General features: G+C 71.5%; 13 protein-coding genes and 1 pseudogene. 5 read left to right on the forward strand and 9 right to left on the reverse strand.

Annotation, left to right across the window (positions count from 1 at the left end):
* Nucleotides 1-384 precede the first annotated feature (384 nt).
* From F0L68_RS45580 to F0L68_RS37545, 4 genes and pseudogenes are all read left to right on the forward strand, one after another.
* A pseudogene (locus F0L68_RS45580) lies at nt 385-982 on the forward strand (IS982 family transposase); the annotation flags it as partial.
* A 624-nt stretch (nt 983-1,606) separates the two neighbouring features.
* The gene (gene rsmG, locus F0L68_RS37535; protein WP_223199491.1) at nt 1,607-2,299 is read left to right on the forward strand and encodes a 16S rRNA (guanine(527)-N(7))-methyltransferase RsmG; all 693 of its coding nucleotides are present in this window, start codon (nt 1,607-1,609) and stop codon (nt 2,297-2,299) included.
* Between the two features lie 176 nt (nt 2,300-2,475).
* Nucleotides 2,476-3,351 carry a ParA family protein gene (locus F0L68_RS37540; protein ID WP_438672350.1) on the forward strand — a complete coding sequence of 292 codons (876 nt, stop codon included), beginning with the start codon at nt 2,476-2,478 and terminating at the stop codon, nt 3,349-3,351.
* Complete coding sequence (locus F0L68_RS37545) at nt 3,348-4,334, forward strand: ParB/RepB/Spo0J family partition protein (protein WP_149854676.1); 987 nt, start codon at nt 3,348-3,350, stop codon at nt 4,332-4,334. Before F0L68_RS37540 ends, F0L68_RS37545 begins: the two co-directional genes overlap by 4 nt.
* 118 nt (nt 4,335-4,452) lie before the next feature.
* Here F0L68_RS37545 and F0L68_RS37550 read toward each other — a convergent pair whose 3' ends face one another.
* Nucleotides 4,453-5,406: a D-alanine--D-alanine ligase family protein gene (locus F0L68_RS37550; RefSeq protein WP_149854677.1), complete on the reverse strand. Its 954-nt coding sequence runs from the start codon at nt 5,404-5,406 to the stop codon at nt 4,453-4,455.
* A 94-nt stretch (nt 5,407-5,500) separates the two neighbouring features.
* The gene (locus tag F0L68_RS37555; RefSeq protein WP_223199492.1) at nt 5,501-6,820 is read right to left on the reverse strand and encodes an aminotransferase-like domain-containing protein; all 1,320 of its coding nucleotides are present in this window, start codon (nt 6,818-6,820) and stop codon (nt 5,501-5,503) included.
* A 175-nt stretch (nt 6,821-6,995) separates the two neighbouring features.
* Between F0L68_RS37555 and F0L68_RS37560 the strand changes: the two genes are divergently transcribed.
* Nucleotides 6,996-7,628 (forward strand): GNAT family N-acetyltransferase, encoded by a 633-nt coding sequence (locus F0L68_RS37560; protein ID WP_149854679.1) that lies wholly within the window; start codon nt 6,996-6,998, stop codon nt 7,626-7,628.
* Nucleotides 7,629-7,652: 24 nt separating this feature from the next.
* Here the strand turns inward: F0L68_RS37560 and F0L68_RS37565 are convergent, their stop codons facing one another.
* The 7 genes from F0L68_RS37565 to F0L68_RS37595 all read right to left on the reverse strand — a co-directional run bounded on the left by F0L68_RS37565 (nt 7,653) and on the right by F0L68_RS37595 (nt 14,772).
* Nucleotides 7,653-8,588, reverse strand: a complete 936-nt coding sequence (locus tag F0L68_RS37565) for an SDR family NAD(P)-dependent oxidoreductase (protein WP_149854680.1) — start codon at nt 8,586-8,588, stop codon at nt 7,653-7,655.
* 65 nt (nt 8,589-8,653) lie between these two features.
* Entirely contained in the window at nt 8,654-9,793 is a 1,140-nt protein-coding gene (locus tag F0L68_RS37570) for an N-acetylmuramoyl-L-alanine amidase (RefSeq protein ID WP_149854681.1), read from the reverse strand.
* Between the two features lie 217 nt (nt 9,794-10,010).
* Nucleotides 10,011-10,340, reverse strand: a complete 330-nt coding sequence (gene trxA / locus F0L68_RS37575) for a thioredoxin (protein WP_149854682.1) — start codon at nt 10,338-10,340, stop codon at nt 10,011-10,013.
* A gap of 55 nt (nt 10,341-10,395) precedes the next feature.
* Nucleotides 10,396-11,343 carry a thioredoxin-disulfide reductase gene (trxB, locus tag F0L68_RS37580; protein ID WP_240543037.1) on the reverse strand — a complete coding sequence of 316 codons (948 nt, stop codon included), beginning with the start codon at nt 11,341-11,343 and terminating at the stop codon, nt 10,396-10,398.
* 283 nt (nt 11,344-11,626) lie between these two features.
* Entirely contained in the window at nt 11,627-12,496 is an 870-nt protein-coding gene (locus F0L68_RS37585; RefSeq protein ID WP_223199493.1) for an RsmA family anti-sigma factor, read from the reverse strand.
* Nucleotides 12,493-13,110, reverse strand: a complete 618-nt coding sequence (sigM, locus tag F0L68_RS37590; protein ID WP_149854683.1) for an RNA polymerase sigma factor SigM — start codon at nt 13,108-13,110, stop codon at nt 12,493-12,495. Before sigM ends, F0L68_RS37585 begins: the two co-directional genes overlap by 4 nt.
* A gap of 87 nt (nt 13,111-13,197) precedes the next feature.
* Nucleotides 13,198-14,772: a protein kinase family protein gene (locus tag F0L68_RS37595; protein ID WP_306463214.1), complete on the reverse strand. Its 1,575-nt coding sequence runs from the start codon at nt 14,770-14,772 to the stop codon at nt 13,198-13,200.
* Nucleotides 14,773-14,880: the final 108 nt, after the last annotated feature.

Raw genomic sequence — 14,880 nt, forward strand, 5'->3', positions numbered from 1 at the left:
CCGACGGCGAACTCGCACACCCCGCACCGCCACAAAGCGAAAGACCTGTGGGCCCGCGCCGTCATCAGGTGACGACGCTGGCGCGGGGCGTGGGGCGTTGGCAAGTGAAGACGCTGGCGCGGGGTGGGGGTGGGGGCCGTGATCAGGGAAAACGCGAGGTGTGGGCGCGTCCCTGAGTGACGTGACGGCGCGCGGGGTGTGCTGGCGCGAAATGTGGGTCGCCCACCTGTGGAAATACCCCACCCACCCTGGGGGACGTGCCCTTGGCCAGCGTAGCCACCGGCGGCCGTGCGGGCCGGTGGCGTGCGGCGGGCTGTGGATAACGGGGTGGGTTGTGGATAGGTGGGGCGAGGTCGAGGGGCTGGCTCGTGGAGTGTGGGGCGGGGGCGTGCGCCGTCCCTACTGCTCACCCTGGCCGTGGCCCAAGCCCTGCTCGGCATCCCCTCCGAAGCACGCTGGCTCCGATTCGTGCCCCGCCACCTGCCCGGAGCCCTCCCCTGCCTGCCCCGGCAATCCGGCGACAACTAGGGCCTGCTCCCTCACCTGGTCTGCGCCCCGGCCGGACTGCCGATCGCCTGGACGCTGGCCGGTCCCAAGCTCGGCGACCGTCAGGTGCTGATGGCGATGCCCGACCACGATCCCACGGTCCTGGCCCACCGGCGCCGCCTGCTGATCATCGCCGACAAGGGCGACGCCTCCGCCGAGATGGATGCCTACCTGACCGAGCGCGGGGTGGGGCTGTGGCACCCGGCCTACCGCACCTGCACCCGGCCCAACATCTGCTCACACCTGTCCGGCAGCTGATCGAGTCGGTCGACTTCTCCCTCAAGGGCCAACCCGGCCTGGGAACTCCACGGCGGGCGCAGCATCGACGGCGGGACAGCCCGCGTCGCCTAGCGACTGCTCGTGTTGACCGCCGCGATCCGGCACAACCGCGCTGCCGGCCAGCCCCACCCGATCCTCGATCACCTACGACCACTAGCCGCGATCAGTTGGGACTTACTCGTCTCGTGGAGGCGCGGGGCGTGGGGCGTCACCGGCGAGGAAGTGGGCGAGCCGTCGGTGGGTTTGGGTGCGGGCGTGAGCCGTCTTTGGGTGGAGGTGCGGGGCGTCTCCGTTGTCGGGCGGGGTGGCTGGGCGGGGTGGCTGGGCGGGTTGTCGGCGCGTGGGGACGTGGGCCTTGCGCCGTTGACGGGTGGGGCGCTGGGCGGGTGTCGGTGGGTTTGGGTACGGAGCGGTGGTCTTGGTTGTGGGTGCTCGTGTGGCGTGCCGGCGCGGTGTGGTTGGTTGGGGCGCTCCCCCTTTGAGTCCTCGCGTTTCACGTGAAACGTGCCGCGCCTCGGGCTGCCTCGGGTGTGGGGGGCGGGATGGTTTGGGATTGTGCGGATCACGTCACCCGCGTGCGGTGGTTGACGGGGACATCCGCCATCATGGACATGCTCTGGTTTTGGCGCCCGCCGTTGGTTGGCTGGGACGTCGACCCTCCCCCGGCTGGGTTGCCTTTGCCGTCCTTGGCCGTCGCCGGGCCGCTGGCCCGGGGAGGATCGAGCAGACGTGGTTTCACGTGGAACATGGACGGACGGAACGCATGACTGAGACAGACGCGGTGGAGTCGGCAGCCCAGGTTCCGTCGCCGCCAGATGCCGCTGGCCGGGTCTTTGGGGATCGGCTGCCCGGTGCGGTTGCGTTCGCCGGGCTGCTCGCCGAGCACGGTGTGCCGCGCGGGCTGATCGGGCCTCGTGAGGTCGAGCGGCTGTGGGATCGTCATCTGCTGAACTCCGCCGTCATCGCGGAGGTGCTTCCCCAGGGTTGTCGCGTCGTGGACGTAGGCTCTGGGGCGGGCCTGCCGGGTATCCCACTGGCCATCGCGCGGCCGGACCTGGAGCTGACGCTCCTGGAGCCGATGGCGCGTCGGGTCACCTGGCTGAACGAGGTCATCACCGAGCTGGGCCTTGCGGTGACGGTGGTCCGGGGGCGGGCCGAGGAGGTGGCCGTGCGGAAGCAGCTGGGTGGGTGCGATGTCGTCACCGCCCGCGCGGTCGCTCCCCTGGAGCGGCTCGCCGCCTGGTGCCTGCCGCTGCTCCGCCCCGGCGGCCAGCTGATCGCGCTGAAGGGCGCGAGCGCCGCCGAGGAACTGGATCGGGATGCGAAGGCGGTGGCGCGCGCCGGTGGCTCGCGGCAGCGAGTGGCCGTCTGCGGTGCCGATGTCCTGGAGATGCCGACGACCGTCGTCCTGGTCGAACGCGACGAAATCGCGGTACGTCGTGACGCAGGGCGCGGAAGAAGGAAGGATCGTTAAGCGTGTACCCCGACCCGACAGCGACCGATGTTCCACGTGAAACTGCACCCTCCGGCGCGGCCAAGCACGGCGCGGTCGGAGCCGGAGAGGTACTCCGCCCAGTGCGCGACAACCCTGTAGTGAACTCCCCAGCGAACAACTCCCCGAGCAACGCAGTACCGGCAGGAGACGGAGCCGTGTGGACCCCGATTGCTGAAGAGGCCGAGCGCGCCACTCGCGTGCTGCACCCCGAGTCCCTGCAACTGCCCCGGCCGACGCACCGCCGCGTGCTCACCGTGGCCAACCAGAAGGGCGGCGTCGGTAAGACGACGAGCACCGTCAACCTCGCCGCCGGCCTCGCCATCCACGGGCTCAAGGTCCTGGTGATCGACCTCGACCCGCAGGGCAACGCCAGCACCGCCCTGGCCGTCGAGCACCGGTCCGGCACCCCCTCGGTCTACGAGGTGCTGATCGGCGAGATCTCGATCGCCGACGCGGCGGTCATCTCCAACCAGTCGGACAACCTCTACTGCGTGCCCGCGACGATCGACCTGGCCGGCGCCGAGATCGAACTCGTGTCGATGGTGGCCAGGGAGTCCCGCCTCAAGGAGGCGCTGAACTCCGACGCGCTCGACCAGCTCGGCGTCGACTACGTCTTCATCGACTGCCCGCCGTCGCTCGGCCTGCTCACGGTGAACGCCCTCGTGGCCGCGCAGGAGGTGCTGATCCCCATCCAGTGCGAGTACTACGCGCTGGAGGGACTCGGCCAGCTGCTCCGCAACATCGAGCTGGTCCAGGCGCACCTGAACCCCGCGCTCAGCGTCTCCACCATCCTGCTCACCATGTACGACGGTCGCACCAAGCTCGCCGACCAGGTGACCAGCGAGGTGCGCGGGCACTTCGGTGACACGGTCCTCAAGACCGTCATCCCGCGCAGCGTGAAGGTCTCGGAGGCGCCCGGCTTCGCGCAGACGGTGCTGACCTACGACCCGGGTTCGAGGGGCGCGATGAGTTACCTGGATGCGGCGCGGGAGATCGCCGAACGGGGCGCAGCAGGGAGGGAGACGGCATGACCGAGCGCAAGGGGGGCCTTGGGCGTGGCCTGGCGGCGTTGATTCCGAGCGGGCCACCGCCGGCGTCCGGCAACGGCGCCAGCCCCGGTGTGGCCACGCTGAGCCGGCCCAAGGGCACCGATCCGGCGGGTGAGCCGTTCGAGGAGACCTCAGTCGCCGGGGCGGTGTACCGCGAGGTGGACATCGTGTCCATCAAGCCGAACCCCAAGCAGCCGCGGCAGGTCTTCGACGAGGAGGCCCTGTCGGAGCTGGAGCACTCGATCCGCGAGTTCGGCCTCATGCAGCCGATCGTGGTCCGGGAGCTGGGCAACGGCGACTACGAGCTCGTCATGGGCGAGCGCCGGTGGCGCGCCACCCAGCGGGCCGGGTTGCAGACGATCCCGGCGATCGTGCGGCAGACGGCGGACGACGCCATGCTGCGCGACGCGTTGCTGGAGAACATCCACCGGGTTCAGCTCAACCCGCTGGAGGAGGCGGCGGCCTACCAGCAGCTGCTCGACGAGTTCGCGGTGACGCACGAGGAGCTGGCGGGTCGGATCGGCCGCAGTCGGCCGGTCATCACGAACACCATCCGGCTGTTGAAGCTCCCCCTCCCCGTGCAGCGGCGGGTCGCCGCCGGGGTGCTGTCGGCCGGTCACGCCCGCGCGCTGCTCGGGTTGGACGAGCCGGGGGCGCAGGAGGACCTGGCGACGAAGATCGTCGCCGAGGGCATGTCGGTCCGCGCGACCGAGGAGGCCGTGACGCTCGCCAAGAGCGCCGAGCCCGCGAAGGCGAAGCCGGTCGTCCGCAAGCCGATGCAGGCGCCGGGGCTTCAGGATCTTGCCGAGCGGTTGTCGGACAGCTTCGACACCCGGGTGAAGGTCGAGCTCGGGCGTCGCAAGGGTCGGATCGTGGTCGAGTTCGGGTCGGTGGACGACCTGGAGCGCATCATTCATCTGATGGCACCGGATGCGACAAAACGGACGCCGGATCTCGACACCTAGACGTACCGGGGTACTTACGTCACGGTGACGACCCCGTTTTGCGGTGAAAAAGGGCCGCCCCCGACTGACGTTGGGGGCGGCCCTTTTTTCGTTGGAGCGCTATGTCGACAAGTCGGTGTCAGGCGGTGCGGGTCACCGCTCGCTCGATGAGTCCGGCGTAGATCTCGCCGAGCGAACGGCCGGCCGCCTCCACCGCCATCGGCAGCAGCGAGGTCTCGGTGAGTCCCGGCGACACGTTTACTTCGAGGAAGTACACGGTGCCGTCCGGCGCGACGATCGCGTCGGTGCGCGACACGTCCCGCAGCCCGAGCAGGAGGTGCGCCGCGACCGCCAACTCCCCCACCGCGTCAGCGGCGCTCGGCGAGAGCCGCGCGGGCGCGTGGAAGTCGGTCAGCCCGGCGGTGTAGCGGGCGGTGTAGTCGTAGATGCCGCCGCCCTTCGGCTCGATCTCCACGGCGGGCAGCGCCTCGGGACCGTCCGGCCCGTCCACGACCGTGACGGCGACCTCGGTCCCCTCGATGAACCGCTCGGCCAACACCGTCTCGCCGTAGGCGAGGCAGCCGACCATCGCGGCCGGCAGCTCGGCCGCCTCGCGGACCACCCGCGCACCCAGCGCCGAGCCGCCCTGGTCCGGCTTGAGGATCAGCGGCAGCCCGAGCGACTCCACCATCGCGTCCAACACCGGCTGCGCGCCCAGCTCGCGGAAGGTCGCGTGCGGCAGCACCGCCCAGTCCGGCGTCGCCAGGCCGGCCCGCGCCAGCTCGGCCTTGGTCGTCGGCTTGTCCCAGGCCCGCCGGCAGGCGCGCGAGTCGGTGCCGACGTACGGCACGCCGAGCATCTCCAGGACGGTCTGCACCGAGCCGTTCTCGCCCTCACCTCCGTGCAGCGCGACGACGACCGCGTCCGGCCGGTTGTCCCGCAGCCTGGCGAGCAGCCCGGCGTCCGCGTCCCACTCCTCGACGGTCAGCCCGTCGGCGCGCAGCGCGGCGGACAGCCGCCGCCCGGAGCGCAGGGACACCTCGCGTTCGTGCGACAGCCCGCCCGAAAGCACCGCGACCCAACGATCCGACACGACTACTCCTCGACTTGGCGACAATGGCCGACCGGGGCGCGGTCTCGTGGACCGCGCCCCGGTGGACTCAACTGAAATGCTGACAGGACAACGGTTACGCGGTGTCCGGCGAGGGGGCCTGCGGCCCGGACACCTCTCTGCGCGGCGTCGAGCCGAAGGTGGCGTGCAGCTGGATCTCGCCCTCCAGGACGTTGGCCAGCCTGCGCACGCCTTCCTTGATCCGCTCCGGAGTCGGGTAGCAGAACGACAGCCGCATCTGCCGGGAACCCAGCCGGTCCGCGTAGAACCCGGTGCCCGACGCGTAGGCGACCCGCTGGGTCACCGCCCTCGGCAGCATCGCCTTGGTGTCGATGCCCTCCGGCACGGTCAGCCAGACGTAGAAGCCGCCGTCCGGCCGCGTCCACGTGCACCCGGCCGGCATGTGCTGCTCCAGCGCGGACAGCATGGCGTCGCGGCGCTCACGGTAGGCCTCGCGGTAGGTCTTGATCTGGCCCTTCCAGTCGTGCGTCGACAGGTAGCGCGACACCACGAGCTGGTTGAGCGTCGGCGGGCACAGCGTGGCCGACTCGGCCGCGAGCACCAGCTTCTCCCGCACCGCGTGCGGGGCGAGCGCCCAGCCGACCCGCAGGCCGGCCGCGAAGGTCTTGGAGAACGACCCGAGGTACACCACGTTGTCCGGATCACTGGACCGCAGCGCGGGGTAGGTCTGGCCGTCGAAGCCGAGCAGGCCGTAGGGGTTGTCCTCGACCACGAGCACCCCGTGCTGGCGGCAGATCTCCAGCACCTCGGCGCGCCGGGACACCGCGAGCGTCACGCCGGCCGGGTTATGGAAGTTGGGGATCGTGTAGAGGAACTTCACCCGCTGGCCCCGCGCGGCGACGGCGGCCAGCGCCTCGCGCAGCGCGGCCGGGATCAGGCCGTCGTCGTCCATCGCCACGTGCACGACCTGCGCCTGGTAGGCGGCGAACGAGCCGAGCGCGCCGACGTAGGACGGCCCCTCCGCGAGCACCACGTCGCCGGGGTCGCAGAAGATCCTGGTCACCATGTCGAGCGCCATCTGCGAGCCGACCGTGACGACCACGTCGTCTGGGTGCGCCGAGATGCCCTCCAGCGCCATGACCTCGCAGATCTGCTCGCGCAGCTCCGGCACGCCGTGCGCGGAGCCGTACTGGAGCGCGACCAGGCCGTCGGTGGCGATCAGGTTGCCGATCTCGGCGGACAGCGAGTCGAGCGGGAGTGCGGCCAGGTAGGGCATCCCACCGGCGAGCGACACGACCTCCGGCCGGCTTGCCACCGCGAACAACGCCCGGATCTCGGATGCCGTCATCCCTGCGGTGCGCGCTGCGTACCTGCGCAGATGCGGGTCGAGGCTTCTGGCGCCCTGCGTTGCGGGCTGCTGTCCGGGTGCGGTCACTGGGCACTCCGAGGTGGGCTGGGATCCGGTGGTTACCGGTGGGTTGTCCCGGCCGAGTGTAACCGTCGTCCCGATCGTGGCACGCGCCTTCCCGCGCTCGTCACATCCGCCTATCATTTTCAGGTGTCTACGGCCAACCGTAGGTGACGGCGGTGTTGGTGTCGGGAGGTCTCAGGTGTCGCGACGCGTAGTGGGCGTCACGCTCGACAACCTGGAGCATCTTTCCAAGCACAGCAGGACCTGTGTGTACTGGGAGCTGGCCCCGCACCTGAAGGAACAGGCCGAGGAGTTCGGGGACACCGAGTTCGAGAAGGAGGCCTGGGTCTCCAGCGTGCTGCTGGAGTGGGGCTCCTGCGGACGGATCATCTACTGCGACGGCATCCCGGCGGGCTCCGTCTTCTACGCGCCGCCCGCGGCCGTGCCGAGGTCGGCGGCCTTCCCCACCTCGCCGGTCAGCCCGGACGCCGTCCTGATGACCTCGCTCGAGGTGCTGCCCGACTTCCGCGGCGGCGGGCTTGGCAGGGTGCTCGTCCAGTCGGTGGCCAAGGACCTCACCAAGCGCGGCGTCAAGGCCATCGAGGCGTTCGGCAACGCCATGCCCGACCTGGACTCCACCGGCTGCGTCGTGCCGGCCGACTTCCTGCTCAGCGTCGGCTTCAAGACGGTCCGGCCGCACCCCCGCTGGCCGAGGCTGCGGCTCGACCTGCGCAGCGCGCTGTCCTGGAAGGAAGACGTCGAGGCGGCGCTCGAGCGGCTGCTGGGCTCCGTCACGATCACCACGGTGGAACCGAGCTTCCGGCCAGCCTGACGCGGCGAGCTAGGCGGCGGCGAGCTAGGCGAAGGTCGGGTCGACGCCGGTCAGCTCGGCGCTCACGGCCCACAGTCGGGCCGCGGTCTCGGCGTCGGCCAGCGGACCCTTGACGGCTTCGAGCCTCGGCGCTCCCCGCAGCCCGAACACCCGTGGACCCCAGAACTGGCCGCCGCGCACGTCCGGGTCGAGGACGGCCCGGACGGCCGGCCAGGCGGCGGCCTCCTTGCCCTGCAACAGCAGGGCGGCCGGCAGCCCGCGCAGCAGCTCGCCGGTGGTCCGGACGCGCAGCGGCGGGCGGGACGGGGTGCGGGAGTCCAGCGCGCCACCGGGGTGAGTCAGCACGCTGAGCACCGTGCTCCCGGCGGCCCGCAGGCGGCGGTCGAGCTCGAAGCCGAACAGCAGCTGCGCGAGCTTGGACCGCTCGTAGGCGCGTTTGGGGTCGTAGTCGCGCGCGGTGTCGAGGTCGTCGAGGTCCAGCCGCGCGGACTTCGCGGTCAGGCTGCCGGTGGTGACGACGCGACCGGCTGGCGCGGCCGACAGCAGCGGGGCCAGCCAGCCGGTCAGCGCGAAGTGCCCGAGGTGGTTGGTGGCGAACGTCAGCTCGCGGCCGTCCGAGGTCTCGCGGCGCGCCGGCCCGTCGAGGTACACGCCAGCGTTGTGCACGACGGCGTCGAGCCGGTCGAGGCCGAGCTCGTCGACGGAGGACCGCAGCGAGGCGTGGTCGGCCAGGTCGAGGCGGAGGTGCCGCAGGCTCGCGTCGGGCACGCGGGCCCGGATCGCCGTCATCGCGGTCGCGGCCTTCGTCGCGTCCCGGCAGCCGATCACGACGGTGGCGCCGGCACCGGCCAGCTGCTCGGCGACGAAGTACCCGATGCCGGCGTTCCCTCCGGTGACCAGGACGGTCCTGCCGTCGGCTCTGGGCAGGCGGTGGACGTCCCATGGCGGGGTGCTGGACATCGAAGGGTTCTCCTGATCCGCGACAGCGGCTTCGGGGCCGCACCGACCCCGAAGCCGCCTCGGCGCTATTCGGCCTTGGCCAGCTCGTGCCGGAGCAGGTCGTCGAGGGTGAAGGTGCCGGTCGGCTGGTCGTTCTTGCCGAGCAGGTACAGGCGCTTCACCGCGACCAGGATGCCCTCGGCGACCACGTCCCTGAACCGGGGGTCGACCAGCCTGCGGTGGTCGTGCGGGTTGCTCAGGTAACCGACCTCGACGCGCACGGCGGTGCACCGGGTCAGCCGCAGCATGTCCCAGGTCTTGCCGTGCGTGCGGCAGTCCAGCATGCCGGTGCGTGCGGCCACCTCGCGCTGGATGAAACCGGCGAGGGCCTCCCCGACGGTCGAGGTGGTGCCGTTGCCGGTGCCGAAGTGGAAGGTCGCCACGCCCTGGGCCAGCGGCGACGGGTTCCCGTCGGTGTGCAGCGACAGGAAGAGGTCGGCGCCGGCGTCGTTGGCGAACCTGGCCCGGTCGGCCTCGCTCGGGCAGTGGTCCGGCCCCCTGGTGAGCAGGGCCTCCATCCCGGTCGCGACCATCTTGCCCTCGAGCCGCCGCGCCAGGTCCCAGGCGAGGTCGGCCTCGCTGACCCCGCCGACCACGACGCCCCGATCGGCGCCGCCGTGCCCTGGGTCGATGACGATGCGCTTGCCCGACAGCATCGGGCCAGCCATCCTGACCCGCTCCTGCTCGCGCAGGAACAGCGGACGGCCGCCGCGCACCTTCGGCTGGAGCTGCCGCAGCGCGCGGACCGTGTCCGGGCCGCAGATGCCGTCGACGATCAGGCCGTAGTCGCGCTGGAAGCTGCGCAGCGCCTGCTCGGTCTGATGGCCGAACACGCCGTTGGGCCGCCCGGCGTCGTAGCCGAGTTCGAGCAGCCGTTCCTGGAGCGTGAACACGTCGTCGCCGCTCATCGGCTGGGCGAGCTGGTGGCCGAGCGGGCGGTCGCCGAGCCGGTAGGTGGCGTCCCGCAGGGCGGTGTAGGTGGCCGGACCGACGACGCCGTCGGTGATCAGGCCGCGTCGCTGCTGGAACGTCCGCACCGCGTGCTCGACCGTCAGGTCGAACACGGCGGGAGCCTGCGGGTCGTCTGGCAGCAGACCCAGCGCCGTGAGGGTCGTCCTGATCTCGGTAACGACCGGTCCGACGTCACCGCGGCGGAGTAGCGGCATGCACCCCTCGCTCCACTAGGGCGCCGACTGGCGGCGCGTATCGACGCTTGTGCGGCTTCATTGTGCCTTGTGCCGGTGGGGGCCCACCGGAGGGCTACTCAGTGTCGCAGGGCAACCACTAACAGCCGTGACCCGCCCGTCCTCGTATAGGACGGGCGGGCCACGGCGCCGGTTGCACCCGATCGCGCGACGGACTCCACGAGGTGGAGCCCAGGGGTCAGGCCAGGTAGTCAGACAGGTCGTTGAGCAGCGCGGCCTTCGGCTTCGCGCCCACGATCTGCTTCACCGGCTTGCCGCCCTGGAACACCATCATGGTCGGCACGGACATGATCTGGTAGTCGCGGGCGATCGACGGGTTGGCGTCGATGTCCAGCTTGGCGACGGTGATCTTCTCGGCGTGCTCGGCGGCGATCTCCTCGAGCACCGGGGCGACCATCTTGCACGGGCCGCACCAGGTCGCCCAGAAGTCGACGATCACCGGCTTCTCGCTCTGCAGGACGTCCTCGAAGAAGCTCTTGTCGGTCACGGTCACGGTGTTGCCGGCCATGGTGTTCTCCCTTGGGGTGGGTGGGCTCTGGTGCCTGAGCGGGGAAGCGGGTGGCTCAGCCGCTGACGGCGCTGAGCGCGGGCGCGGCGTCGGCCGAGGAGTGCTCGGCGAGCCAGCGTTCCGCGTCGATCGCCGCGGCGCAGCCGGAGCCTGCCGCGGTGATGGCCTGTCGGTAGGTGCGGTCGACGAGGTCGCCAGCGGCGAACACGCCGTCCAGGTTGGTGTAGGTGCTCTGGCCGATGACCTTGACGTAGCCCTCGTCGTCGATGTCGACCTGGCCGCGCACCAGCTCGCTGCGCGGGTCGTGGCCGATCGCCATGAAGACGCCGGCGACGGGCAGCTCGGAGACCTCACCGGTGCGGGTGTCGCGCACTCGCGTGCCGGACACCTTGCCCTCGCCGAGCACCTCGAGGATCTCGGTGTTGAGCTGCCACTTGATCTTCTCGTTGGCCCTGGCGCGGTCGAGCATGATGCGGGACGCGCGGAACTCCTCGCGCCGGTGGATGATCGTGACCGACCGGGCGAAGCGGGTGAGGAAGGTCGCCTCCTCCATCGCCGAGTCGCCGCCGCCGACCACCGCGATGTCCTGGTCGCGGAAGAAGAACCCGTCGCAGGTCGCGCACGCGGACACGCCGCGGCCGAGCAGCTCCTTCTCGCCGGGCACGGTCAGGTACCTGGCCGCCGCGCCCATCGCCAGCACCACGGCCCGCGCCGCGTAGCGGACGCCGTTGGCGACCACGTACTTGATCTCACCGGTCAGCTCGACGGACTCGACGTCCTCCGGCCGCAGCTCGGCGCCGAAGCGCTCGGCCTGCGTGCGCATCTGCTCCATGAGATCGGGACCCATGATGCCGTCGCGGAAACCGGGATAGTTCTCCACCTCGGTCGTGGTCATCAGCGCGCCGCCGTACTGGGATCCCTCGAACACCAGCGGCTGCAACTGCGCACGGGCCGCGTACACCGCCGCGGTGTACCCGGCAGGCCCGGAACCAACGATGATCACGTTCCGAACGTCCAAGGACTCCGCCACCCTCGACCTCCGTCTAGTCGGTGTAGCGCCCGGCTGGACCGACTCCGACCGGCGCACTCTGCTTCAACGCGATCGTAGGTGTCCCGCATTCCGCGTCGGACACGTGAGGGCGCGCACGCCTGGTGGAACGGCCGTCCACAGCCGAGAAGTTCCGCAGCCGAGAAATCCACCGCAGAGGAGTAAGTGACGCCAGGCACGCCCGAACGGGGGAAAGGGGTCACAGCCAACCCCGGTCTCGGGCGTGCCTGGCGCGGGTCTACCTGGTTGGCGTGCCGCTGGCGGGCGGCGCGATGACGCTGTTGCCCAGCACGCCCTTGGGGTTGTCCGGTCCGCAGGTCGCCGGGTCGACCACGACGACGCGGAACTCCCCGAGCTTGCCGCTTGGCAGCACCGCCATCAGCGCTGGCCTGCCGTCCAGGGTGATCGGTCCTGCGCCGATCGGCTTCGTGTTCGCGATGCCGCCGCCGCGCAGGCAGCCGGCCAGCCGGTCGGCGGTGCCGAGCGAGCCGTAGTCGAGGTTCTGCATGATCTTCGGCACCGCCGCGCCGAGGTTGCCGCCCTGCACCGCGAGCGGCGGCTGCGCGCTGGTCTGTCCCCCGCTCGGGGTCTGCGACTGGGCGTTGGGCGTGCCGGTCGTCGGGCTGTTCACGCCGGGCAGCGTGACCATCACCACGCCGACCGCGGCGGCGGCGGCGACGAGCACGCCTGCGCCCCAGCCGACCCTGCGGTTACGGCGCCTGCGGGCTTCGGCCAGGTCGACCACGGGGGCGTCGGCCTGCCGAGGCGGCGCGGTCCCGGTCGGTCCCGCGCCGAAAGGGATCGGCCTGCCGCGGTCGGACGCCGACTGGGTCGGCACGGCCGCGCGGCCGTTCGCCTCGGCGGCGAGCGCCGCGTCGATCCTGGCCGCCACGTGGTCGGGCATCCGCAGCGGCGGCAGGTCCGTGAGGTCGGCGATGGTGGCGTCCAGCGCCGCCAACACGGCCACGGCGTCCGGATCTGCCTCGACTCGTGGCCACAACGTGGCCTCGGTGGCGGCGTCCAGCACGCCGGCATGCAGGTCCGCGAGGAGGTCGACGGACCACGGTGGATCCATCGGCGACTCCGGAAGCCGCTCGTTGCCGGTCATCGTCCCTCCACCTGACGTTGCTTGCGCACATCCACACCGGCATCTGGGACGTTCGCAACTGCACTCGGGTTCCGCAGGTGTCCGAGAACTTTCGCGAGCTTTGCCCGGCCCCGCGCGCAGCGGCTCTTCACCGTTCCCTCGGCGATGCCGAGCAGCTTGGCGGTCTCGGCCACCGAATAGCCCTCGACGTCGACGAGCACGATCGGGGCGCGCTGCTCCTCGGGCAGCGAGGACAGCGCCTCCTGCACGACGAGGTGGGTCTCCCGCTCGGACATGGCGTCCCTCGGCGCGACCGGCTCGCCGGGGCCCGCCTCGGGCAGCGGCACGGTCGGCCGCGACTGTCTGCGCCGCACCCGGTCGAGGCAGGCGTTCACCACGATCCGGTGCAGCCAGGTGGTCACCTGGGATTCGGCGCGGAAGGAGCCCGCGGCGCGGAAGGCCGAGATGAATGCCTCCTGAAGCGCGTCGGCGGCTTCTTCTGGGTCGCGGAGGGTACGCAGGGCCACCGCCCACATCCGGTCCCGGTGCCGTCTGACCAGCTCCGAGAACGCGTGGGGGTCACCTCCGGCATGCGCCGCTATGAGATCGGCGTCCGAGCTGGCAGCAGCGGTCACGCGCAGAGGATATCGGTCATGACCAGGCTCACCTTGAGGCCGTGACCGTTTGGGAACCGGCCGGGGCCGGTGGGGTCGCGCGCGGGCCTACTTCGCCCTGACGAAGCTCAGCTCGGCGATCTCGGACCTGTTGCTCGACCCGCCGCCGCCGAGCTTGGTGATCCACACCAGCAGCCGCTGCGTCGGGTCGTGCGCGGTCAGCTCGATGGTGGTGCTGCCGGCGGCCAGCGTGGCCTTGCCGATCACCTTCTGCGCGCCGAAGTCCGCCGGGTTGTCCGAGGGGGCCGTCCTGATCTCGACCTCGGTGCCCGCGCTCGGCGAGGTGATCGTCACCGAGGTGAACCTGACCGCCTCGGCGAAGGAGCTCATCAGGCCGACGCCCTGCTTGAGGGCGGGGAAGGGCTGGTAGTAGGTGTCGGTCTTCCACGTCGTGTTGGGGTCGCCGTCCACGGCGAGCCCGGCCTTATTCGCGTTGTCGCCGTCGCCCTTGAGGTCGAAGGCCGTGGTGGACGCCGGCTTGATCGGGCCGCCCGGCTGCGGGGCCGGCGGCGTGCTCTGGCCCGGCTGACCGGACGGCGCGGACTGCGTGACCACGACGTTGGGGCCGGAGCCCTTGTTCGGCGACTCGCTGAAGAAGCTGACAATCTGGATGCCGAGCCAGGCGACCACGCCGAGCGTGGCCAGCCCGAGCAGCACCACGCTGAGCAGCAGCTTCCTGCGGCGCGCCTTGTCCCGCACCGGGCGCTGCGTCGTCCACACCGCGCGGTCGTCGTCGGAGTCGGCCTCGCCGTCGACCACGGGGATCAGCGCGGTCTCCGCCTCGGCCTCGGCGATCTGGTCGAGCACCTGGAGGATCGCCGCGCTGGTCCGGATGCCGCCGACGCTGGTGTCCTCAAGGCTCCGCACGGCCACCGAGGACAGCTCGTGCGGCACGGCGCGGTGCAGGATGCTCGGCGCGACCACGGTGCCGTCGGGGCCGGTCGGCGCGGCCGGCACGCCCGCTGGCCCGCCCGGCAGCGCCCACCGGCCGGTGAGCAGCAGGTAGAGGATCGCGCCGAGGCCCTTCACGTCGTCCCGCGCGATGGCGTCGGGCCGGGGGCCGGGGAACGCGAGCCGCAGCCTGCCGTCGGAGGTGACCCTGATCCGCTGCGGGTGGTCGGCGCCGAGGACGAGGCCGGCGTGGTGCGCGCCCTCGATGGCGGCGGCGAGCGGTTCGAGCAGCCTGGTCGCCGAGCCGGCCGGCAGCGGGCCGTCCGCGATCAGGTCGATCAGGTCGGTGCCCTGGGTCCACTCGGCGACGACGATGCCGAGCACGCCCTCGCTGACCTTGACGCCGCTGCCGGGGCTGAGCACGTCGAGCACCCTGGACACGCCGGGGTGGGTGAAGCTGGCCGCGTGCATGGCGCGTTCGAGGGTGCGCCGCGCGTTGCCGGCCGCGACCGGGTCGCCGGGGTCGCCGACCAGCACGGTCAGCGCCACGTCCCGGTTGAGCTGGCCGTCCCTGGCGCGCCACAGCTGGGCGGCGCAGCGCTGGTCGACGCCGGACTGGGCGAGCAGCCGGTACCGGCCGTCGCCGACGACGCCGCCGGGTAGCAGCGCGGCGGCACGAACCACAGCGCCCTGCTGGCGCTGGCCCGTGAACTCTGTTGGCCCGCTACTCACGCCTGTCTCCCGTCCCCGCGCCACACCCCCGAGATTCGCCTCCATCGGCCCGTCTCGCGCGACGGATTCGCTCCGTTCCGAGGGTACGGGAAAGGGGCGACCCACGAT

Source organism: Solihabitans fulvus, assembly GCF_008386585.1.
GTDB classification, from domain to species: Bacteria; Actinomycetota; Actinomycetes; order Mycobacteriales; family Pseudonocardiaceae; genus Solihabitans; species Solihabitans fulvus.